Source organism: Cohnella boryungensis (assembly GCF_042651945.1).
GTDB classification, from domain to species: Bacteria; Bacillota; Bacilli; order Paenibacillales; family Paenibacillaceae; genus Cohnella; species Cohnella boryungensis.
The window spans coordinates 1-21,048 of record NZ_JBHSED010000017.1 but is presented as its reverse complement, the minus strand read 5'-3'; the positions used below and the strand labels follow the sequence as shown (position 1 = coordinate 21,048).

17 protein-coding genes are annotated in these 21,048 nt (G+C 56.4%); 11 read left to right on the top strand and 6 right to left on the bottom strand.

The window, feature by feature from the left end; translation table 11 throughout:
• Positions 1 to 342 precede the first annotated feature (342 nt).
• Positions 343 to 1,470, top strand: a complete 1,128-nt coding sequence (locus tag ACFO1S_RS11115) for a hypothetical protein (RefSeq protein WP_204605785.1) — start codon at positions 343 to 345, stop codon at positions 1,468 to 1,470.
• Positions 1,471 to 1,598: 128 nt separating this feature from the next.
• Here the strand turns inward: ACFO1S_RS11115 and ACFO1S_RS11110 are convergent, their stop codons facing one another.
• Positions 1,599 to 3,617 (bottom strand): methyl-accepting chemotaxis protein, encoded by a 2,019-nt coding sequence (locus ACFO1S_RS11110; protein ID WP_204605786.1) that lies wholly within the window; start codon positions 3,615 to 3,617, stop codon positions 1,599 to 1,601.
• 308 nt (positions 3,618 to 3,925) lie between these two features.
• Between ACFO1S_RS11110 and ACFO1S_RS11105 the strand changes: the two genes are divergently transcribed.
• Positions 3,926 to 4,927: a cell wall hydrolase gene (locus ACFO1S_RS11105; protein WP_378126776.1), complete on the top strand. Its 1,002-nt coding sequence runs from the start codon at positions 3,926 to 3,928 to the stop codon at positions 4,925 to 4,927.
• 110 nt (positions 4,928 to 5,037) lie between these two features.
• Here the strand turns inward: ACFO1S_RS11105 and ACFO1S_RS11100 are convergent, their stop codons facing one another.
• Positions 5,038 to 7,116: a beta-galactosidase gene (locus tag ACFO1S_RS11100; RefSeq protein WP_204605787.1), complete on the bottom strand. Its 2,079-nt coding sequence runs from the start codon at positions 7,114 to 7,116 to the stop codon at positions 5,038 to 5,040.
• A gap of 141 nt (positions 7,117 to 7,257) precedes the next feature.
• Here ACFO1S_RS11100 and ACFO1S_RS11095 point away from each other — a divergent pair, with 141 nt between their 5' ends.
• Positions 7,258 to 8,106: a helix-turn-helix transcriptional regulator gene (locus ACFO1S_RS11095; protein WP_204605788.1), complete on the top strand. Its 849-nt coding sequence runs from the start codon at positions 7,258 to 7,260 to the stop codon at positions 8,104 to 8,106.
• A gap of 93 nt (positions 8,107 to 8,199) precedes the next feature.
• Here ACFO1S_RS11095 and ACFO1S_RS11090 read toward each other — a convergent pair whose 3' ends face one another.
• The 3 genes from ACFO1S_RS11090 to ACFO1S_RS11080 form a co-directional block, all read right to left on the bottom strand.
• Positions 8,200 to 8,931 (bottom strand): metal-dependent hydrolase, encoded by a 732-nt coding sequence (locus ACFO1S_RS11090; RefSeq protein WP_204605789.1) that lies wholly within the window; start codon positions 8,929 to 8,931, stop codon positions 8,200 to 8,202.
• A gap of 109 nt (positions 8,932 to 9,040) precedes the next feature.
• Entirely contained in the window at positions 9,041 to 9,397 is a 357-nt protein-coding gene (locus ACFO1S_RS11085) for a hypothetical protein (RefSeq protein ID WP_204605790.1), read from the bottom strand.
• Positions 9,398 to 9,533: 136 nt separating this feature from the next.
• Positions 9,534 to 10,166 (bottom strand): rhomboid family intramembrane serine protease, encoded by a 633-nt coding sequence (locus ACFO1S_RS11080; protein WP_204605791.1) that lies wholly within the window; start codon positions 10,164 to 10,166, stop codon positions 9,534 to 9,536.
• Positions 10,167 to 10,359: 193 nt separating this feature from the next.
• Between ACFO1S_RS11080 and cls the strand changes: the two genes are divergently transcribed.
• From cls to ACFO1S_RS11055, 5 genes are all read left to right on the top strand, one after another.
• Positions 10,360 to 11,805 (top strand): cardiolipin synthase, encoded by a 1,446-nt coding sequence (gene cls, locus ACFO1S_RS11075; RefSeq protein ID WP_204605792.1) that lies wholly within the window; start codon positions 10,360 to 10,362, stop codon positions 11,803 to 11,805.
• Between the two features lie 139 nt (positions 11,806 to 11,944).
• Positions 11,945 to 13,444, top strand: a complete 1,500-nt coding sequence (locus ACFO1S_RS11070; RefSeq protein WP_204605793.1) for a stalk domain-containing protein — start codon at positions 11,945 to 11,947, stop codon at positions 13,442 to 13,444.
• Positions 13,445 to 13,633: 189 nt separating this feature from the next.
• Positions 13,634 to 14,593, top strand: coding sequence for an alpha/beta fold hydrolase (locus tag ACFO1S_RS11065; RefSeq protein ID WP_204605794.1), 960 nt, complete (start codon positions 13,634 to 13,636; stop codon positions 14,591 to 14,593).
• A 234-nt stretch (positions 14,594 to 14,827) separates the two neighbouring features.
• A complete protein-coding gene (locus tag ACFO1S_RS11060; RefSeq protein ID WP_378126771.1) occupies positions 14,828 to 15,637 on the top strand; it encodes a hypothetical protein in 810 nt (269 codons plus the stop codon).
• 170 nt (positions 15,638 to 15,807) lie between these two features.
• Positions 15,808 to 16,491, top strand: coding sequence for a hypothetical protein (locus ACFO1S_RS11055; protein WP_204605795.1), 684 nt, complete (start codon positions 15,808 to 15,810; stop codon positions 16,489 to 16,491).
• A gap of 44 nt (positions 16,492 to 16,535) precedes the next feature.
• Here ACFO1S_RS11055 and ACFO1S_RS11050 read toward each other — a convergent pair whose 3' ends face one another.
• Positions 16,536 to 17,366, bottom strand: coding sequence for a sugar phosphate isomerase/epimerase family protein (locus ACFO1S_RS11050; protein ID WP_204605796.1), 831 nt, complete (start codon positions 17,364 to 17,366; stop codon positions 16,536 to 16,538).
• A 164-nt stretch (positions 17,367 to 17,530) separates the two neighbouring features.
• Between ACFO1S_RS11050 and ACFO1S_RS11045 the strand changes: the two genes are divergently transcribed.
• The 3 genes from ACFO1S_RS11045 to ACFO1S_RS11035 all read left to right on the top strand — a co-directional run bounded on the left by ACFO1S_RS11045 (position 17,531) and on the right by ACFO1S_RS11035 (position 20,919).
• The gene (locus tag ACFO1S_RS11045; protein ID WP_204605797.1) at positions 17,531 to 18,508 is read left to right on the top strand and encodes a TRM11 family SAM-dependent methyltransferase; all 978 of its coding nucleotides are present in this window, start codon (positions 17,531 to 17,533) and stop codon (positions 18,506 to 18,508) included.
• Positions 18,509 to 18,601: 93 nt separating this feature from the next.
• Entirely contained in the window at positions 18,602 to 20,011 is a 1,410-nt protein-coding gene (gene thrC, locus ACFO1S_RS11040; RefSeq protein WP_204605798.1) for a threonine synthase, read from the top strand.
• Positions 20,012 to 20,034: 23 nt separating this feature from the next.
• The gene (locus tag ACFO1S_RS11035) at positions 20,035 to 20,919 is read left to right on the top strand and encodes an ROK family protein (RefSeq protein ID WP_204605799.1); all 885 of its coding nucleotides are present in this window, start codon (positions 20,035 to 20,037) and stop codon (positions 20,917 to 20,919) included.
• The last annotated feature ends 129 nt before the right edge of the window (positions 20,920 to 21,048 follow it).

Sequence of the window (21,048 nt, the reverse complement as noted above, 5' to 3'; positions counted from 1 at the left end):
AGATTCCACGACGGCTTGCACTAGGATAGGAAAGAAATGAATTAAGGATACCGGAGAGGCTGGGTGTGTGAGGGTGACTAATGCGGCTATTGTTTTTGTCTGCGTCCTGCTGATAGGCATTGGGATTTACATTCGGATATGGTGGGATGGCCATGGCGTGAGCTTCAAGTTTACAAAATGGTATTTTGCTATCTTTCTAGCTGCATCTCTGATTCTCGGATTGTTGACGTACGTCAAGGTTATTGATCTGGATGCCTGGATTTCATAGCAGATTCATTAACGAACGAGAATTGCCGATATAAGGATAAACGACAACCTAATCAGACGGCGAGGCGCATAATTTTGACTAAATTACGATTGCGAATGCGAATGACCCTGATGCTGGCCCTGTTCGCTTTGGCGTTCAGCCTGGTCAGCGGAGTATCGAGTCCTTCCGCGGAAGCGGCCTCGGGCAAACCGATAGCCGCATACACCTCTCCGGAGCGAATTCAGTTTGTCAGCTACAGCAAGCATTGGAATCAGGCGAAGCTGAAGGCTTTGTACGCGGAGCTGCTGAAGAATATGCACGGCGAGGAGCTTGACTACCTAAGCAAGGTTGTTCTGTCCGCTGAGGATAGCGAGAACGAGCTGGGCGTTGCGAATATGAGCTATTCCTGGACGGAGGACGATCAGTCCGACATCATGATGGACGAGCCGACGGAAATTATTCTTTATGGCGCGAATGAAAATAGAACCGTCGAGAGCATGTCCACAACGCTAAGCCACGAATACGGGCATCATTTTACTTATTACTGGATGATCCATAAAGAGCATAAGCTGCCGACCGACCCGACGACAAGATGGGCGGCCATCCGGGGAATCAAAGGCTATCCGGTATTGTTCACGGACGACGGTTCCGATCCCGATTATACCCACTACTGGGACCCGGGGGAGATTATGGCCGATGATTACATGGCTTTGTTCGGTTCTCCGACCGCCAAGCTGAGCATGGTGAATTCCCTTCAAACGAAAGACGGCATAGGCTTCTATGGAGAAATCGAGAACGAGGAAATTCCTTCGGTCATGACGCTGGGGGCGGTACGACGCTACTGGTTGAACCTTAGCGGTCTTAAGGATCCGAAGCCGCTGGTCTTTAAGGAGCCTAAGCTGACGAAAATTCAGGCTTTGGAGTCTGAAGACGGAGAGATCGACCACAGGCTGACTTTCGAAGCGGGCTCCGCCACTCGGGAGGTGGCCGCAAGGCTGAAGTACAGCGTCTATTGGACGACGGAAGAGGATGAGGAAGAAATATTCGATTTCACGGATATGACGACGGGCAAGCTGTCCATTGTCATACCGGGCGGATTGCCCGAGGCCGAGCTAAGCTTCAAGGTGTATGCCTACGATCCCGTAACCAAGCAATACGTGTATGCCAGACCGATAACCTATGATCTGACCGACCCTGAGCTCCCTGTAAGAGTCGGCCGATAGATTCAACCCGGTTGGCAAGATACGAAGCATATATGGTCCGATCCCGCGAAAGCAACAAGCCGCGCTCCGATCCCCTGAAGTCAGGGCGAACGGAGCGCGGCTTTGTCGTATCGGGCGCGAAGCTGGGCTTATAGCGTAAACTTCGAAATCTGGTTGCGCAGACGTTCGGACCTGTTGGCCAGCTCCACGGAAGAGGAGGCGATCTCCTCCAGAGAAGCCATCTGCTCTTGTGCGGCAGCCGAGACGTTCTCCGACTCTGCCGACGTCTCCGTGGCGGAATCGGCTATTAGACGTATCGATTCAACCAGCTTGTTCGTTCCAGTCGCAATCTCGTCCGCAGCAGCGGATACGCCCGTGATGCTTTGGGCGACCTGTTGAATCGAGGAGCGAATGCGGGCGAACATTTCTTTCGCTTCCTCGCCCGCCTGCTTGCCGCCGGCAGCCTGATCTACGGTTTTCTCCGAGGCTTTCCGCGTTCGTTCAATCTCATATTGAACGTTCTCTATAAATCCCGTAATCTGCTCGGTGGATTCCATGGACTGCATGGCCAGCTTGCGAATCTCCGCAGCTACGACGGCAAAGCCTCGGCCCGATTCTCCGGAACGAGAAGCCTCTATCGAGGCGTTCAACGACAAGATGTTGGTTTGTCTCGCAATTTCGCTAATCCCGGTGACGATGTCGCCGATTCTCACCGATAAGCCGCTGAGCGTGTGAATGGTATTGGACAATTCTCCAATGCCTTGCTCCATCTCGCCCATTTTCCCGGACAGCTGCTCCATCGAAGCGGCACCCTCGTCAGACAAGCGGGAAGCCTCCGAAGCAATCAACGCCGCATCGGCGCTGTGAGCGGCTACGCCGTCCACCTGTGCGGCGATGCTCTCGGCCGCGCCGTTGCCGTCCTGGACGCTGGACGTTTGACGCTCCGTGCTCTCGGCGACTACTTGAATCGCCCCGGAGATGTTTTGCGCCGCTTGCGCGCCTTGCTCGGCTCCGTCCGCCAAATGCTTGGCCGATTCCGTCAGCTCCTCCGACAAGCTCCGAACATCCTTCATCATCAGATGCATTTGCTCTCCGGCGGCGTTATAGGAGCGCAAGGCTTTGCTGATATCGCTGTTGCCCTTGACGGGAATGCGATAGGTGAGATCTCCCTTCGCAAGCAGATCGATGCCTTCGTTAAGCTGGCGAATCGGTTTGACGATCCGCTGGACAATCAGCAGGTTCAAGACAATAGAGAAGACGAAAATACATGCGCCCACAGTGAGAATCAAGCTGAGCAGCTCGTTCACCGACTGCAGAATCTCGCTTTCGTCCGCGTACAGCGTGATGAACCACCCGGAATCGGCCGCGCTCATATAACCGATTTTGTCCGAGCCGTCTTCCGTGAAGGTAAAGGCTTGGAGATTGCCTTGCTTCGCGCTTGCCAGCGCTTCATCCAGCTTGGGGTTTCCCAGGTCTGATATTTTTTTGGCCAATATATAAGACTCGTCCTTGTAAGAGAGGAAGGTTCCGTCGCCAAGGGTCATGAAGGCTCCCCCGGTTTCGCCGAACCGGGCCGTGCTGACGCTTTCGACAGCGGGGCCGATCGGATAGGAAGCGCCGTAGAAGCCGTGTGTCTTGCCATTTTTCTTCAGCGGCGCGCCGATAATGACCACCATGGTGTTATTGGTTTTGGAGATGACGGGGTCCGACACGAAAGTCTTGCCTTCCTGGGCCAAGCGGATGTAATCCCGGTCCGACAAGTCTACGTCGATACCCTTGATGTTGACCGCGTGAGCCCCCGTCAGATCGAGGGAGAAGAAGATGGATTCGAATTCGGGATGCTGCTTCTGGGCGCCGACAATGAAGTCGAGCTGCTGCTGTCGATTCGCCGCAATCTCCGATCCGTGCTCGGCGATGAGCTGCATCGCGACTTTTTTCTCATTCAGATTGGCATCCATATCTGAGGCGATCAGTTGGGCGGTTAGCTGCATCTGCTGCTCGGACTTGCTCCGAACCTCCGAGGCGGCGGGGGTGTAGAACGTGTAGGAGAGAACGGCGACACAGACAACGACAATCAGCAATGTGGATAGAACGATTCGGCCGGCGGTTTGACGTAGGGAGCCGTACGCGAGCCAAGAACGAAAACCATTGGGACTTTTTGAGGGCATATTTACTTCTCCTTATGACTGAAGTAGGTGTATGATTTTAATATCGGACGGGCAGCCCCCCTTTCTGAATGCCTGGTTTGTAAATTTTCAAGATTGTTTTCATTATGGGCAAGGGGGATGGCGATCGGCTGTTTGTGCTGGATTTCGCTTACTGCGATAATGAGAACAAGACGGTGTGGGCGATTGTGGCGGGTGACCGTCAAAGCGTCTTGACGACGAGCTGATCCCCCGAATTGTGTGAAAATGTTAATCCTGCAAGCGCTCCCGGTTGTGGTATATTTTTACTTAACGATTATCGGGAGGTTGCTATGCGAGTTCAAGCCAGGTGGATTAGAGGTAAAATGCTCGGACCGATTGTTGCGTTTATTCTTCTGTGCGGGCTGCTCCCGGCGGCGACCGTCTCCGCAGAGCAAGCGGACGGCGAAGCGGCAGAGGTTACCCTTAAGATCGACGGAGCGAAGGTGAAGCTGGCCGATCCGCTGCGGATTTCCAACGGAAGACTGTTTCTGCCCGTCGCCAGTCTGGCCAATCGCCTGGGCGCGAAGACCGTCTGGGATTCGGACAATGAGGCTGTAACGATCCATACCGCACATGGGGACGAAATCGTGCTGAGCAACGGAGTTCCCGTCGTATACTTCAACGACGATCGCTATCGGATGGATGTCGCTCCTTTTGTGGCCGAGGGCCGCATCTATATTCCGCTTCGCAATGTCGCCGAGCTGCTGCATGCCGACGTCAAATGGGATGCGGAGGCCCAATTGGCCGAGCTCGACTCGGTGAAGCCGGCCGTCGTAACGGAGGAATACGGCTTGACGGAGATCAGCGAGCAGTACGGCGTAAGCAAGTCTGCGCTTCTGGAGCGCAACAAGCTGAAGAGCTCCGCCGAGTTGAAGCCGGGAGCGAAGTTACAGGTCGTTATTCCTTCAATCTTCGATAACAAGGCAGAGCCGTATACGGAGAAGGACTATCTGCTGTTGGCAAAGCTGACGCAAGTCGAATCGGGCTATGAGAGCTATGAGGGACAGCTTGCCGTAGCGAACGTCGTGCTGAATAGGGTGAAGGACTCCCGGTTCCCGAATACAATCAGGGACGTCATCTATTCGGGCAAGCAATTCCCGGTCGCCCACAATGGGCTGCTGGACAAGAGCGTGCCCAATGCAAGCGTGCTTCGGGCCGCCAAGGATGCCTTGAACGGAAAGAACAACATCAAGGATGCCGTCTATTTCTATAATCCGAGAGTGACCAAGGGAGCGTTCTGGTCCGGCCTGGATACGGTAGCGACCTTCGGGACGCATCGGTTTGCGAAGTAGATCTTCGCGACCAAGCGGTTGAACTAAATAGAGCGGAAACAGTCAGCCCGCCCGTTCGCCATCAGGCATGAACGGGCGGGCTTGAATTTTGCCGAGGGCGTATTTGGGCGCTAGAGATCGAGGCTGTCCAGGTCCAGGACGATTACGCCGTAGGGCTCCAGCGAATAATCTCCTTCGAGCACGGCGCCGCTGAGCCAATCCTTGACTGGGCTCTTGAAGCGAAGCTCGGCTGCGCTGCTTCCGTAATTCAGCAGAAAAGCCGCCGCTTGCCGTTCGTCTTCCCGGATGGCGAGCTCTACCTGCTCGGGCAGCTCGCACAGGGGAGCCAGCGGCGATTGCAAGCCGCTGCGCCGGATAATCTCCGCGGCCACCGGCTCGGAGAAGGCCGCGCCGAAGTACCAGGCGGCTCCTTCTCCGTAAGCGTTGCGGGTCAATGCCGGCTCGCCCTCGTAGTAGTCGGACGCGTAGGCGGCGACAACCTCTACGGAGGAGGACTGCACGGTGAGAATGTCGTTGAACAGCTCCGCATGAATGTCGCCAAGGTCCGTTCCTCCTTCCGTCCAGCGAAGGGAAGGAGCGGGGATAATGCCGCTGATCTTGGTGAAATCCTCGACGGTAATGCCGACGAGATCCGCCACAGGCCCCGGCAGAGGCTGACCGAGACGGCAATGGCCGTTCGAGTCTTTGTATCCCGTGCGGCATCCGAATACGACTGTGCCGCCTGCGTGCGTATACCGCTTCAGCAGCTCGGCGTGCTCGTCGGTCAGAACGGCCGGGTGGGGGTACACGAGTAGCTTATACCTTTGCAGCTCCGCGAGCGTTGTATAACCCGACAGGTTCAGCATGTCGACCGGGATATGCCGGTATTGAAAAGCCTTGAACCACTCGATAACGCTTCGGCCCGTGAGAGGCCCGTGCCAGATGTCCAGCTCTCCGTCCCAGGCGTTGTCATAGCTTTGCAGAATGGCCGCTTCCGCCCGGTTTTTTTTACCGACCAGAGAGGAGCCGATGCGAGCCAGCTCCTCGCCGATGCGAGCCGCTTCCCGGGTTCTGCGGTTGGGTCTGTTGGAATAATCGTTTAGGCCATGCCAGTAAATCTCCGTGCCGACCGTTGCCGTGCGCCAACGGAAGTAGACGACGCTGTCGGCGCCATGCGCAATGGATTGATAGGTCCATAAGCGCATCTGTCCGGGGCGCGGCATCGCAAGCTCCATGCGGTTGACCCAGCCGCCGGCGCCAGACTGCTGCTCCATAATGCAGAAGTTCCGGGAGATCGATCTGACGTTGCTCAGATTCAGGCTCCACTTGCGGTCGAGAAGAGGCCGCGTCCCGCCGTCGGGATAGATTGTGCCGAATGTCGGATAGGAATCGTACGAGATAAAGTCGAGCAATTGTTCTGTCATGCGGTGGTTGTCGATATGTCCGAACAAGCCGTTGGTCGTAATCCATTGGCGAGGGGCGGCTTCGCGCAAAATGTCGGCCTGCACCTTGGCGAACGAGATCGTGATGTCGGAAATGAATCGCTTCTCGTCCAGCGCCTGATGCGGATTGGGAGTATCGTCCGCCGGGTTCGGGCGCGGCAGATAGACCTGCTCCCAATCGGTATAGGTTTGGCTCCAGAAGACGGTGCCCCAGGCATGGTTGAGCCGCTCCAGCGTACCATACTTCCGTTGGGCCCATTCCCGGAAGGCCGTATGATCGGCATCGGAATAGAACACATTGCTTTCGCAGTTCAGCTCGTTATCGATCTGCCAGCCGACAACGGCCGGGTGAGCATGGTAGTGCTCGGCCATTCGGCGCGTAATCCGGGCGCACAGTTCGCGATAGACCGGGCTGCTGTAGTTGTTATGACGGCGCAGGCCGTGCCGGTAGACGACGCCGTGCTTGGATACGTTAAGCACCTCCGGGTAGCGATGCGTGAGCCAAGCCGGCGGGGTAGCCGTCGGTGTGCCCAGAATGACCTGCAGCCCGTGTCGATGGGCGGCGTCAACCGCGCGGTCGAACAGCTCGAAGGAAAAGCGCCCCTCCTCCGGCTCGAAGATCGACCAGGCGAATTCTCCCATGCGGACAATCGAGAAGCCCATTTCCTTCATCCGGCGATAATCGTCGTCCCACAGCTCTTCCGGCCAGTGCTCCGGGTAGTAGCATACGCCTAACGTAATCTGCTTGTCCGATATTTGTTTCTTCACAGGCTCACATCCCGAATGCAGTATTTTGCTTCCTGCTATTGTAGTTTAACCTTATTTTAATCGTGTAAAATAAATCCCGATAGGCTTCTATCTTGCGAATCGTTTCATAATCTTGCGCTTCTGAGCGAGGGGGATAACCCGTTGAAAATTCATCTGTGGATTCCGACGCCGAGCTTTGGGCACCACGCCTATTATCCGGAGTCCGTAGGCCGTTATCGCGAGTTTCCCAGCCATGCCGAATCCCGGGCTGCCGGACATTTCGCCTATTATAATCTTCATCTCGTGTGCGCAGGCAGAGGTCAGGTCAAGATCGGTTCGGAATGGCTGGAGCTGCAGCGAGGCGCGGGATTTCTGTTTCCGCCCCACAGCGAGCAGCATTATCGCGCCGATCCCGAAGATCCGTGGGATGTGCGTTGGGTTCATTTCAGTGCGGGGCAGGGCGGCGAGTGGATCAAGCAGCGCGCGGGCAGATCGGGGTGGGTGTTCGCGATAGGGGAGCTGAGCTCGGCGGAGGCGCTGACCGAGGAAATGTATCGTATCGGCGAGGCCTTCGCCACCAAGGAAGAGTCGCGCATATCGGCGCTGCTGTACGAGCTGCTCGTTCGGGTGGGGGCGGAGGCGCGCAATCTGCGGGAGAGCTCTTCATCGGTTCGTCGAGAGGCGATCAGGGACTCGGCGGACCTCATCCGGGAACGGTGCGCAGAGAACTGGAGGCTGACGGAGATGGCCGAGCTGGCGGGGTATAGTCCGTATCATTATAATCGGTTATTTCACGAGACGATGGGCCGGACGCCCATGGCGTATTTGAACGAGGCGCGAATTATGCAAGCCAAGCGATTGCTCGTCTCTACGCGAAGCTCTGTGAAGGAAATCGCCTTCGCTTGCGGATTTAAGCAATCTGGCTATTTCGTGACACGCTTTCGCAAGCAGGAGGGCATGACGCCTACCCGCTATAGGGAAGCGTTCGGGTCGGCCCATGCCGACAACTGACAAGCGAGAGCGTCGGCGAAGCCAATCGATGAAGGAGCGGAGGCCGGATCGGGGAAGCTTTCCCTGCGATCCAGCCGCTGCTCCTTATTCAGGTTAGCTATCGTTCTTGACCAGCAAGCTCTTCAAGCTCTCGGCCGTTATCTCCAGCCTCTCACCCGGAGCGAGCGCCCGTCCGAGCTGATTCTGCGCTTCGAGACGACGCACGAAGGCTTCGGAGTCCTGGCGGATGGCCGGGAACGAATTGTAGTGAACCGGAATGACAAGCTTGGCGCCGAACCACTGAGCCGCTTGCAGCGCGTCGTCCGGTCCCATGGTGTAGTGGTCGCCGATCGGCAGGAAAGCGATATCGATCGGATGACGTTCTCCAATCATCCGCATATCCGAGAACAGCGCCGTATCTCCGGCATGAAGCAGCGTTAATCCTTCCGTCTGCACAATGAAGCCGGCCGGCATTCCGCCATAGATGATCTCGCCTTCCTCCAGAAAAATGCCCGAGCTATGGAAGGCTTGAATCATCTTGGCTCTGGCAAAGCCGAGATCGACCGTGCCGCCGATGTTCATGTCAATCGTTCTAAGCTGCTTGCGCGTCGACAGGTACATAGCCAGCTCGAAGGTGGCGACGACCGTTGCATCGTTGGCCCGCGCGATCGGCTCCGCATCCAGAATATGATCGGTGTGGGCGTGGGTGAGCAGGATATAGTCCGCGCGAATGTCCTCCGGCTTCGCGGTTGCCAGAGGATTGCCCCGCAAGAAAGGATCGAAGAGCAGCGATTTGCCTTCTGTAATCAGTTGCACGCAAGAATGTCCGTGGTAGACGATTTCCATCAGCGATACCTCCTTTTTTTTTCATTTTAGCCGATTCGCGTTCCGAATGCTTGCCAGCTTCGCAACGGCGGATAAAAAACGACCCCTCGCAGAGCGGGGGTCGTTGACGCTAGAAGCTTGATATGTGACGTTTCAGGGCCAACTGATTGAGCTGAAGATCCTCGATATACGATTCCACGCTTTGGTGCAGATGCTCCAGAATCGCTTGCCGCAAGTCCTCGATGCGATCCTCCGTACAGAAGGCCGAGCAGGAAAGCGTGCCGTTGCAATATTGCTTGGTTTCAATCACGGTCGTGTTCAGCTTTTCCTTGTAGATTCTTTTTACGGATCCGTTCTCCGGCTTAATTTCGTAGTAGCGTTGCGTTTCATGAAGTAATCTCCAGGGGACCGCCTTGAAATCATACTTATCCTTGCAGAGCTCTCCAGTAACTTTGAAGAATCGTAAGGGGTTACCTATCGTATTCATGATGCAGTACCTCTCCATTTGTCGTTATCCTGCCCGGGCATGACAACTTCACCAACAAGAACCCATTGCATTTTAACATAATATGACTAGTGATCCAACGACAATAACCGATTTTGGACAAGTTGCTACGGAATCTTCACATTTTCCCTTGTTTCCGCCGATGCGCTCCGCTTCTTAATGTAATGAAGAGTGCCATTAACGCAAAGCCGGTAATCGCGCCGCCGATATGGGCCCAGATATTCACTCTCGGCATAAGCAGCGAATAAATCAGGCCGAATCCCAATGTGATGTAGATCGTCTTGAGCGTAGCTTCATCCAGAACGCTTCGACGGAACAAGGCCACGTACAGATAAGCGCCGAATAAGCCGTAGATCGCGCCTGAGGCGCCCACGGAAGCGTGCTCCGATCCCGCGTACACGAAGGCGCTTAAGAAATTGCCGCCAATGCCAGCCATGACGTAGTAGCTGAAGTAGCGGAAATGGCCCAGCGCCCGTTCCAGCGGCGGAGCGAACACCAGGATAGAGAAGCAGTTGAAGAGCAGATGCTCCCAACCGGCGTGCAGCGCAATGGAGGTTACGTATCTCCAGGGCTCCATGAAGCCGTAGCGGTCGAATACCGGCTCTTGATAGAACATGCCTTCATAGGTCCATCTCTGGTCCAGGAACACATAGTCGATCAGAAAAACGATCAGGTTGATCGCCAGAATAGCGGTCGTGACCGGATATAGCCGCACGTAGTCCCGGAACGTCTCCTTGCGCTGAAAGATCATCAAGTTTCCCCCCATTCCTTCTTTTATTTCCCTTACTATATCATTTAGACACTTGAAACTTCAAAAAAGAAACAGTTGTCTCCCAATTAGGCTGCTAGGCGCAGGGAACCGCAGGCTCTGGCATCCCGGGGGCGCCCCTGTTAAGATCATGTAGAGATGTTTTATACGCGAACGGATGCCGGAGGTGCGCAGCATGAATGTAATTTCCCCGTTTCTTAGCCTTGTTCTGATCTTGAATATCGTACTTGCAACGGTCGTTATTTTTCGGGAGCGAAGGGACGCAGGCTCCACATGGGCGTGGCTGCTCGTGCTTTATTTTATTCCTTTGCTAGGCTTTATCCTCTACTTGCTATTCGCCCAGAATTACCGGGGAACCCGTCTCTTTCAGTGGGAGGATATCGACCGGATCGGGACTATGGAAGCGGCGCGGGATCAATTGGCCCGGTTAAGATCGGATTCGGAGCAGATAGGCAATCCGGCGGCTGCGGCGCACAGGGAGCTGCTCGTGATGCATCTGAACGCGAAGCAGGCTGTCTATACGGAGAATAACGAGGTCGAGCTGCTGATGGACGGGGAGCGGAAGTTTGAACGTCTCTTTCGGGACATCGAGCAGGCGCGAGACCATATTCACATCCAGTATTACATTATTCAGAACGACGATTTGGGCGGCAGACTGCTCCGGGCTCTGGCGGAGAAGGCGCGCAGCGGAGTCAGCGTGCGCTTGCTGTATGACGAGCTGGGCTCCAGAAGGCTGAGCAAGCGAGCCTTGAAGGAGCTGCGCGAAGCGGGCGGCGAGGCTGCGGCGTTCTTCCCCTCGCGGTTCCGGCTGGTGAATCTGCGGTTGAATTACCGGAATCACCGCAAGCTGGTCATCATCGACGGCGAGGTCGGATATGTGGGCGGATTTAATGTCGGAGACGAGTATCTGGGTCTGGACCCCAAATTCGGCTACTGGCGAGACACTCATATGAGGGTGAGAGGGGACGCCGTCCGGGCGATGCAGACGCGCTTCATTCTGGACTGGAATCAAGCCTCGCGGCTGCATATTCGCTATCATCCCAGCCTCTTTCCGGCATCCGATGCGGCAGGAGGAGCCGGAATCCAGATCGTGGCCAGCGGTCCTGAATCCAAGCTGGAATATATTAAGAACGGATATGTGAAAATGATCTCGTCGGCCAAGAGATCCATCGTTATTCAAACCCCTTATTTCGTGCCGGATGTCGGATTCATGGACGCGCTGAGAATTGCCGCTTTGTCTGGCGTGCAGGTGAACCTGATGATTCCGGACAAGCCCGATCATCCGTTTATTTACTGGGCGACGCTGTCCCATATCGGGGAGCTGCTCAAGTCGGGAGTGACGGTCTATCTCTACCGAAACGGCTTCATTCATGCCAAGACGATCGTTATAGACGACGAGATCGCCTCCATCGGCACGGCTAATATGGATGTGAGAAGCTTTAAGCTGAATTTCGAGGTCAATGCGTTCGTCTATGATTCGGACATTGCGCGGCAACTGACGGAGGCCTTCGAAGAGGATGTCAGGGTGTCGGACCTCCTGACGCTGGAGCGTTACCGACAGCGTTCCCGATGGATCCGGATCAAGGAGTCGGTATCCCGGCTCATGTCTCCGATTTTGTAAGGGGTCAGGCTGGCTTTCGGCTGACATGCAAGAATATCCGCGAGCAACTTTGTATTCCCGATTGTCGTTTAATCGATTAGCACGTTTTGCTAAATTGTGAAATCCGTGTAAAGACGTTCGATAGGGGCGATCCGAGGAAATGAGAAAAACGATTCTAAGCGCTGCTCTTGCTATTCTCTTGTGTACTGGCGTATCCTCCTTGGCGGCAGCCCAATCAGAGAAAATCGCCGAGAGCACCACGATTAAATCATTCGACACCGGCTCTCTGGTGAAAAAGGACGGAACCTATTGGATATGGGGCGGCGCGCATGCGGTCCCTACGCAGCTTCCGGCGCTGTCGGAGGTGGAGCGAACGTTCCCCGGCGGCCTCTTCATGAAAAAGGACCTCTCCGTCTGGAGATGGGAGAGAGCCTCCCTCTCTACCGTGAACGTCCAGGTGCATCCGGTTCGGGAATTGCGCGATATCGTCGACGTATACCCGACCTGGCAGGATACGCTTGTTCTGCTCGGTAACGGCACGGTATACCGCATCCCTTCCAACGAAGGCTTGCTCGATTTCAACGAAATCGCTCTGTTGAACGGAATAGACGGCGTGATCGATATCCGTCCATATTACGAGAATTATGAAAATATCCAGAAGCGCGGGGATTGGACGTGGACATTCCTCAGGAGCGACGGAACGGTGTGGAAGAACGTCCGGACGCTGTCTTCCTTCCAGCCCATTCAAGGTCTGGAGGATGTCGTGTCGTTGGGGAGCAGTCTAGCCTTGAAGAAGGACGGCACGGTGTGGACCTGGCCAACGCTGCTTACGGACGAGCAAGAGGCGGGCGGAGCCTTGACGGCGACCCGAGTGGTGGGCTTGAAGGACATTCGCAAGAGCAAAGCCGGTCTCGCCATCGATGCCCAAGCCAGGCTATGGTTCTACGGACCGACGATTACGGGTTTTTCCGACGGTACGATGTCGTATTGGCCAGATGCCCCGATCTTGCTGACGACCATCGGCAACGTGAAGGACGCCTATCTCGTCGAACGCTCCCTGATTGTATGGACGGAAGAAGGCAAAGTATACGAGGCTTCGGTCGAACGGGAGCGCATGCCTGCCGACCCGGTATTCAAGCTGCTGGATTCCGAGGTAGCGGAGATTAAAGCCGAGAACCGATATGTGATTTGGCAGAAGAAGGACGGAGCCCTGTGGGGCTGGGGAGTCAACAAAAATCATCAGCTCGGCTACGGCGACAAGGAGTTTATGCATCAAACCCCGGTTCCCGTGCAGAAGCCGATCTCCATCCAGCTTAATGGAGAGCCTGTCGCTCTGGCGAACGGCGTTGTCGTTCGCCGGAATCAAGCCTTCGTTCCGCTGCGTTCCATCTTCGAGCGACTGGGCGCAACCATCTCCTGGAACAATGCAGACAAGATAGCGACCATTACCCGGACGGCCGAGGACGACAAGCCGGCCCTGACGATTATCGTGAACTATCGCACGGGGACAACGGAAATCAACGGCGTTCAGACGGCGAATAGCACGTTCAGCAGCGTAGGCGGAGCTTCCTACCTGCCTCTGCGGCTGATCAGCGAGTCTCTTGGCGCGAAGGTGGATTGGGTACGGAAGGAAGATAAAATTACGATTCTTATGCAGTAGTTCAAAGAGAATCGCTATATCTGCGAGAGAACCGCCCCGTCGGCAGGCTTATTGGCAGGCTGGACAGGGCCGTTCTCTATGGGCGTGATGGGGAAAAATTAGGGTGGCGGCCGACAGGCATTGTGGTACGATGTGGGAAGACGTCAAGGCAATTGATGTGATCCCAGTCATCGAAAGGAATGTTCGTTAATGCCGTTAGTTGATATGCCGCTGGAGCAGTTAAGAGAGTATCAGGGAATCAATCCGCGTCCGGCCGATTTCGACGCGTACTGGAAGCGGGCGCTCGAAGAGATGCGCGCCGTCGATCCGCAGGTGGAGCTCGTTCCGAGCGAGTTCCAGACTCCGGCGGCCGAATGCTTCGATCTTTATTTTACAGGCGTGCGCGGGGCGCGCATTCATGCCAAATACGTACGCCCACGCCAGGCTGCCGAACCGCATCCCGCGGTGGTGCTGTTTCACGGCTATACCGGAAATGCGGGAGATTGGGCCGACAAGCTGGCATATGCTTCGCTCGGCTTCTCCGTGCTGGCGATGGATTGCCGCGGCCAAGGCGGCTCCTCCGAGGATACGGGCGGCGTGAAAGGCAATACGCACCAAGGGCATATTATTCGGGGGCTGAACGATCACGAGGATAATCTGCTGTTCCGCCACATCTTCCTGGATACGGCCCAGCTGGCCGGCATTGCGATGGGCTTGCCCGAGGTAGACGAGAAGCGGGTGTATGCGGCCGGAGGCTCCCAGGGAGGCGCGCTCGCGATTGCTTGCGCGGCGTTGGAGCCGAGAATCCGGAAGGTAGCTCCGGTATTCCCTTTCCTGAGCGACTATAAGCGCACCTGGCAGATGGACTTGGCGAAGGACGCGTATCAGGAGCTGCGAACGTATTTCCGCCATTTCGATCCGCTGCATGAGCGCGAGGACGATATTTTTACGAAGCTCGGCTACATCGACTTGCAGCATCTGTCCCATCGAATTCGCGGCGATGTATTAATGTTCGTCGGCCTCATGGATACCATCTGCCCGCCGTCGACCCAGTTTGCGGCCTACAACAAGATGACGGCGAACAAGCGGTTGGTCATCTATCCCGATTTCGGGCATGAGCATCTGCCGGGCTCTACGGATAAGACGATCCGGTTTTTCCTGGAGGCTTGACGGCATTTGCCGATAAGACGCCGGACCTTGACGGAGGTCCGGCTTTTTAATTGCGATATGCGGATTGGGATACTCGAATCGGCAGGTCGTTATTATATCTCCTTTGGCGCGTGTTCGTAGAGAAGGAAGAGCCGCTGCGCTTGTGGAAACTCTATCGGACAGACGATATGATAGAGTCGTTCCTTTCTCGTAAATCGAGGCATGGGGCTTGGGGAACGGAAGAGGGATTACAGGGTGCAGACGAACACGAAAATGATAACGAAGAGGAGACTCGGAATCGCGGGTATTGCGGCTGCGGCGCTGCTCGTGCTTATTCTGGGAATTGTATTCCTCGCTCGCGGGTTCGGGGGAGGCTCCGATGAGGAAGCGGATATGCCGCGCGATTACGCTTACGGCACGGTTGTGGCGGATAATGGCATGGAGCTGCATTACCTGCGCGCGCATCCGTCTAACATCGGACTGGCGATCGTGCACAATAATGTAGCCGCCGCGCCCTATTACGGCATCAACGGCGGCTTTTTCTACCAAGCGGCGCTGCTCAGCATTGCTGTCGTCAACGACGTCCCCGTGAATGGGCAGCCCGGGCAATACGGCAGCGGCGCGGCCAATGCCAAATATGCCCGGGGAACGCTTGTATGGGACGGCGCGTTGGGGCGATTCAGCGTACAGGTCGTGCGTCGGGCGACCGAAATCGAGGTGACCGATCGTTCGCGCTTCTGGGCGCAGGGGGGTATCAGCATGAGCCTGGATCGGGGAGAGACGTGGGCGGAGCAGGCTGCGGCGGAGGCGGCTCCGCTTGCCGATCAGGATTGTCTGCGATCTGCGGCCGTGTACGACGGCGAAGGCAACCTGTATCTGGTCGTCAGCGCGACGAAAGGGACGCTGGCGGCATTTCGGGAAGCCATCGTCGGCAACATCGGAGACGGCAAGCTGGTTAATGGTGTATTCCTGGACGGGGACGGCTCCTCGCAGCTTCGAAGCCGGGAGGCCAAGCTGAGCGGGGACGGCCGGCAGGTCGTGCAGATGATTACCTTGTTGAAATAGCCGATTCGCGCGCGAGACTATCGTGAAGCTCCTCGTATGGATTGCACTTCCGCAGTGTCCCGGAAGGACAACGGGGATTTGCCTATCCGGCAGCGATCCTCCTTCGGCATGCAACCTTTCCGCTGAATTCTCCGTTTAAGTAGGCAAATATGGAGGATCACGGAGGGCTTATGAGAATTTGGGTGCTTGCGCTTCTGGCGGCGGTGCTGAGCGGCTGCGCCGCCTCCTCGGATGAACGCCGGGCAGGAGAGGGCGGGGGTTCGGCGACTTCGCCGTCCCCGGCTGCTGTCGCGTCTATAAAGCCTTCGGAAGCTTCAGGGGCTTCGCCCTCTGCGGTCGAAGGGCTGCACGCGATACAGGATATCATTAGCGGCCGCTGGGAGGAACTGCGAGAGAAGCATTCCCTTGAGCTGCTGCTGAGTGCGGTTCACGAGAATGAAATACAGATCGAAGTTCGCAGCTTCGGAGAGGTCGAACGCATTCCGACGAAGGAGGAGCTTCGCGCGTTCGAGGACAACCTATACGAGCTGGCCGGCGGGTCGTTCCCGGTGAGGATCGGCGTAAGGGAGTGCTGCTCCGGGAGTCCGCAAGTGACGGGGAAAATCGAAGGGGTGGACAGGGAGACGAACCGGATTCTGATCGTAAGCGAAAAGAAGAAGAACGGGAATACGGACAATCCTCTGGCTCACTGGGTAGGGCTGAGCCCGGATGGCCGGCTGTATGCCGCCGGGGAAGAGCCTACGGACGTGCTTGAAGACGACCTCGTGGGCAAGCAGGCGGAGGCTTGGACTTCCGGTATGACGCTGCAATCCTATCCGGAGCAGACGGTCGCTTTTAAAATCGTGGTTAAGTAGCAACGAAAGCCCGTGCCCGGCAATTGCCGGGCACGGGCTTTCGTTTATTCTATGGAAGGCTGGACGAGCCGTTTTACCCGTTCAAGTCCTTCCCACATGTCGCCGGGACCGTCATAGATAAGAACGTAGGCTCCGTTGTAACCGGTCGAGCGGACGGCTTCTAGGCAGCGCTTGAATTCCGTCTCGTCCGGCCAGCCGTGTTCGTCGTAAGAGGGTTTGGCATGGATGGAGACGCTGTAGGGCGTCGTGGCTGCGATCTCGCTGTATTTGGCTTCACCGCGAAAATTGCCGAAGTCGGTGATCATCCTGATGCTTCCCGCAGCGTAGTCCAGCAGCTTGAGGCAGCCTTCCCCTGTCGCGGTCAACGTCTTGAAGTTCTCGGTCACGACGGCGACGCCAAGCGAAGCGGCATACGCGGAAAGCTCGACCAACGCCTCGGCGGAATCGCGAAGCGCCCGATCGTCGTCCGGCGAGGCCTCTCCTGCGATCAGGCGGATTTGCCGGGCGCCGCTCAGGGCCGCTATACCGATCCATTCGCGGAGCAATCGGATATCGGCTTGTCTGCGATGCTCGTCGCCCGCGGTCAGATCGCCGTAATCCAGCAGCAGAGTATCGAAGGCAACTCCGGCGGCCTCGAAGGATCGCCCCAGCTCTCTCAAGTAATCTTCATCCGTAGCCGGAAAATGAAAATGACATACCTCAATGGCCCGATATCCCCGGCGCGCGGCTTCGGCGGGAAGCTCCAGCAGCGTATGAACCAGAGGCTGCTCCTCTTCGCGCGTGAGATGTTGTCTGCGCTCGGCGTCCCAGATTGTCCATCGGAGGGGCCCGAGCAAACGGTGCAAGCTCCAGGTGCTTAAGGAAAGATAAGACATATGCGCATAACCTGCCTTGGTAGAGGATGGTCAAGCCGTGCAGGAGGCTCAAGCGGACTGAACGGCTTCCTCCCTTTATCGTAGAGCATTCCCCAAGGACTTTCTAATCCGAAATATGGCGTGATTGTCTCTTTTTTTGTTGTCTTGGAAGGTTTCATAGTACAATGGCGAGACTTGGGCGAACGGGGGAAGGAATATCGTTGAACGATTACGTCTATGCGACAGCTTCCAGCGAGGAGGAACGCGGCTTGCGCATGCTGGAGCTGCGTGCGCTGCTGGGGAAGGATTGCTCCTATAATTTGGTTAGAAGCGGCGCCAGGGTTCATCCGGGGCGCAGCCCGTTCATGAAGCTGCGACTCGACGTACTGCTCGAAGGAAAGCGCTTGGAGGACATTGCGGAGCAGGTCGGGGAGATTCGTCTGGACGGCGCGACCTTTAAGGTGCAGGCGCTGGATAACGACGATCCGGCGGAGGCCGGCAAGTTCGATTATGAACGGAAGCGGGAGATGGAACGCGAGATCGGCGGCCGTTTTCGCGGGAGAGCGGAGATGCGGATTCCTCAAAGGGAATTCGGCTTTGTGAGAATGTCGGGGCGCTGGCTGCTTGGCGAGCTTGTCCGCAGCGAGGCTGCCTGGCTTAAGCATAAGGACAAGCCGAGAAATTATTCAACGGCATTAAGTGTCCGGGTGGCCCGGGCGGTGGTCAATATCGCGGCTCCGAGCATTCCCGGAATGCGGGTCATCGATCCGTGCTGCGGGATCGGGACCGTGCTGCTGGAGGCGGCGTCGATGGGCATCGGGATCGAAGGGAGAGAGCTGAACCCGCTGGCGGCAATCGGAGCGAGGGAAAATCTAGCCCACTTCGGCTATGGCTCTGCCGCAGCAGTGACGCTTGGAGACATGAGGGATATACGGGAAACCTACGATGCCGCGATTCTGGATATGCCTTACAACCTTTGCTCCGTGCTCCCGGAGGAGGAAAAGCTGGAGATGCTTCGAAGCGCTCGCCGGTTCGCGCGGAAGGTCGTCATTGTAACGCTGGAGGAGCTGGGAGAGGTTGTCCGGGAAGCCGGATTCGTCATTACGGATCGCTGCACGGTGAACAAAGGGAAATTCGTCCGGAGCGTGCTTGTCTGCGAATAAACGGCAAGCGGTTATTGAAATTATGGTCGCTTTCGTCCACAATGGATGAAGAGGTTGACCAGAATATTTTGCGCCAAGGAGAGAAACGCGATTATGAAATATATAAGCACAAGAGGGAAAGTCGCCCCGATTGGCTTTATCGATATGTTCCTGATGGGGCTGGCGGAGGACGGCGGCCTGATCGTTCCCGAACGGATTCCGACCATCGGAGAACAGGAGCTGCGCGCCTGGTCCGGCTTGTCGTTCCAGGAGATCATGATGAAGGTATTTTCCTACTATACGAACGATGAGATTCCGGAGGCCGACCTTCGCAAGCTGATCGAGGACAGCTATGCCGGATTTGCAAGCTCCGACGTGCTGCCGCTTAAGCGGATCAACGGCTCGCTGAGCGTGATGGAGCTGTTCCACGGCCCGACGTTCGCGTTCAAGGACGTAGCTCTTCAGCTTATGGGCAATCTGTATGCCTATGTCGCCAAGAAACGGAACGAGGTCATCAACATTCTGGGCGCAACCTCCGGGGATACGGGCGCATCGGCCATCAGCAGCGTTCGCGGCAAGGAAGGCATCCAGATTTGCATTTTGCATCCTAACGGCAAGGTCAGTCGGGTGCAGGAGCTGCAAATGACAACGGTGCAGGACGACAATGTGCTCAACCTGTCGGTGAACGGCAATTTCGACGACTGCCAGCAGATTATCAAAGAGCTGTTCGCCGATCTTCCGTTCAAATCGAAGTATCATCTGCGTGCGATTAACTCCATTAACTTCGCGCGCATATTGGCCCAGTCGGTCTATTATTTCTACGCCTACACACAGCTTTCGGAAGAAGAGCGTGCAGGCGGCATTAATGTCAGCGTGCCGACAGGGAACTTCGGCAATATTTTCTCGGGCTATCTGGCCAAGAAAATGGGCGTTCCGATCAAGCAGCTGCTGCTCGCGACGAACGAGAACAATATTTTGGAACGCTTTATTCGCGAAGGCGTGTACAAGCCGGAAGGCTTCCGTACTACGCACAGTCCATCCATGGACATTCAGATCGCCAGCAACTTCGAGCGTTACTTATACTATTTCTGCGGAGAGGATGCGGCGGAGGTGTCCGCCCGCATGGAACGCTTCAAGGCGGAGGGACAGCTTACGTTCACGGCGGAAGAGACTGCCCGTATTCAAGCGGATCTGTCGGCATACAGCGTGAGCAATGAAGAATGCTTGGAGACTATTCGCAAGTACGAGGCAGAGCACGGGTATTTGCTTGATCCTCACTCGGCTTGCGGCGTGGCGGCCTATGACCGGGCGGGCGCGCGCGATGGCGGCGCGTTCGTGTCGCTGGCGACGGCTCATCCGGCGAAATTCGACGAGGCCATTCGGCTCATCGGCATCGAGCAGAAGTTCCCGGAGAGGATTTCCGAGCTGTTCGATAAGCCGCAGCGGCAGGTTGTCGTAGACAATGCCAAAGAGGAAGTTGCGGCGCGGCTCGTAGACTTCTATAACATAAGCGACTCACACTAACGGGACGGAAGCGGGGGATCGGCGTGCTTATCGGAGCAGTCGAGGCAGGCGGCACGAAGTTCGTATGCGGTATAGGCAATGAAGAAGGCGAAGCGCTGGATCGGATTAGCTTTCCGACGGAATATCCGGAGAAGACGCTCGCGCAGGTGGTGGACTACTTCAAGGACAAAGGGATCGATGCCTTGGGAATCGGTTCCTTCGGTCCAATCAATCTGAACCCCTCAAGCGCGCAATACGGATACGTCACCACGACGCCGAAGCCGGGATGGTCGAACTATCCGGTGCTGCCTGAACTGAAAAAGGCGTTGAACATTCCCATCGGCTGGGATACGGACGTGAACGCGGCGGCTCTCGGAGAGGCGACATGGGGCGCGGCAAAGGGACTCGACAGCTGCCTCTATTATACGATCGGCACGGGCGTAGGCGTAGGCGTCTATGCTGAAGGCCGCATGGTTCACGGGCTCGTTCATCCCGAGGGCGGGCATGTGCTGACTCGCCGTCATCCCGAGGACACATACGAGGGCAAATGTCCGTATCACGGCGACTGCCTCGAAGGCATGGCTGCCGGGCCTGCGATCGAGGCCAGATGGAAGGTCAAGGGCAGCGAGCTGCCGGTCGATCATCCGGCATGGGAGATGGAGGCGTACTACATCGGGCAGGCGCTTGCGAGTGCCATACTGCTGCTGTCGCCCAAGAAAATTATTCTGGGCGGAGGCGTGATGCATCAGCGGCAATTGTTCCCGCTTGTTCGGGAGCAGGTGATGTCCGGATTGAAAGGCTACGTCGCTTCTGCCGCGCTTGAAGCCGGCGGCATCGACGATTACATTGTGCCGCCGGGCCTTGGCGACAATGCCGGCCTGTGCGGCTCGATCGCGCTGGGCTTGCGAGCGTATCAATCGCGCGCCTGACAGAACAAAGAAGAAGACCCTGCTTTCGAGGAGGCCACTGAAGAACTTACGATTTTCTAGTAAGACTTAGCTATGAGTATAAAAAATGCGACATCTATTCCAGTTATGGGAATAGAGTCGCATTTTTTA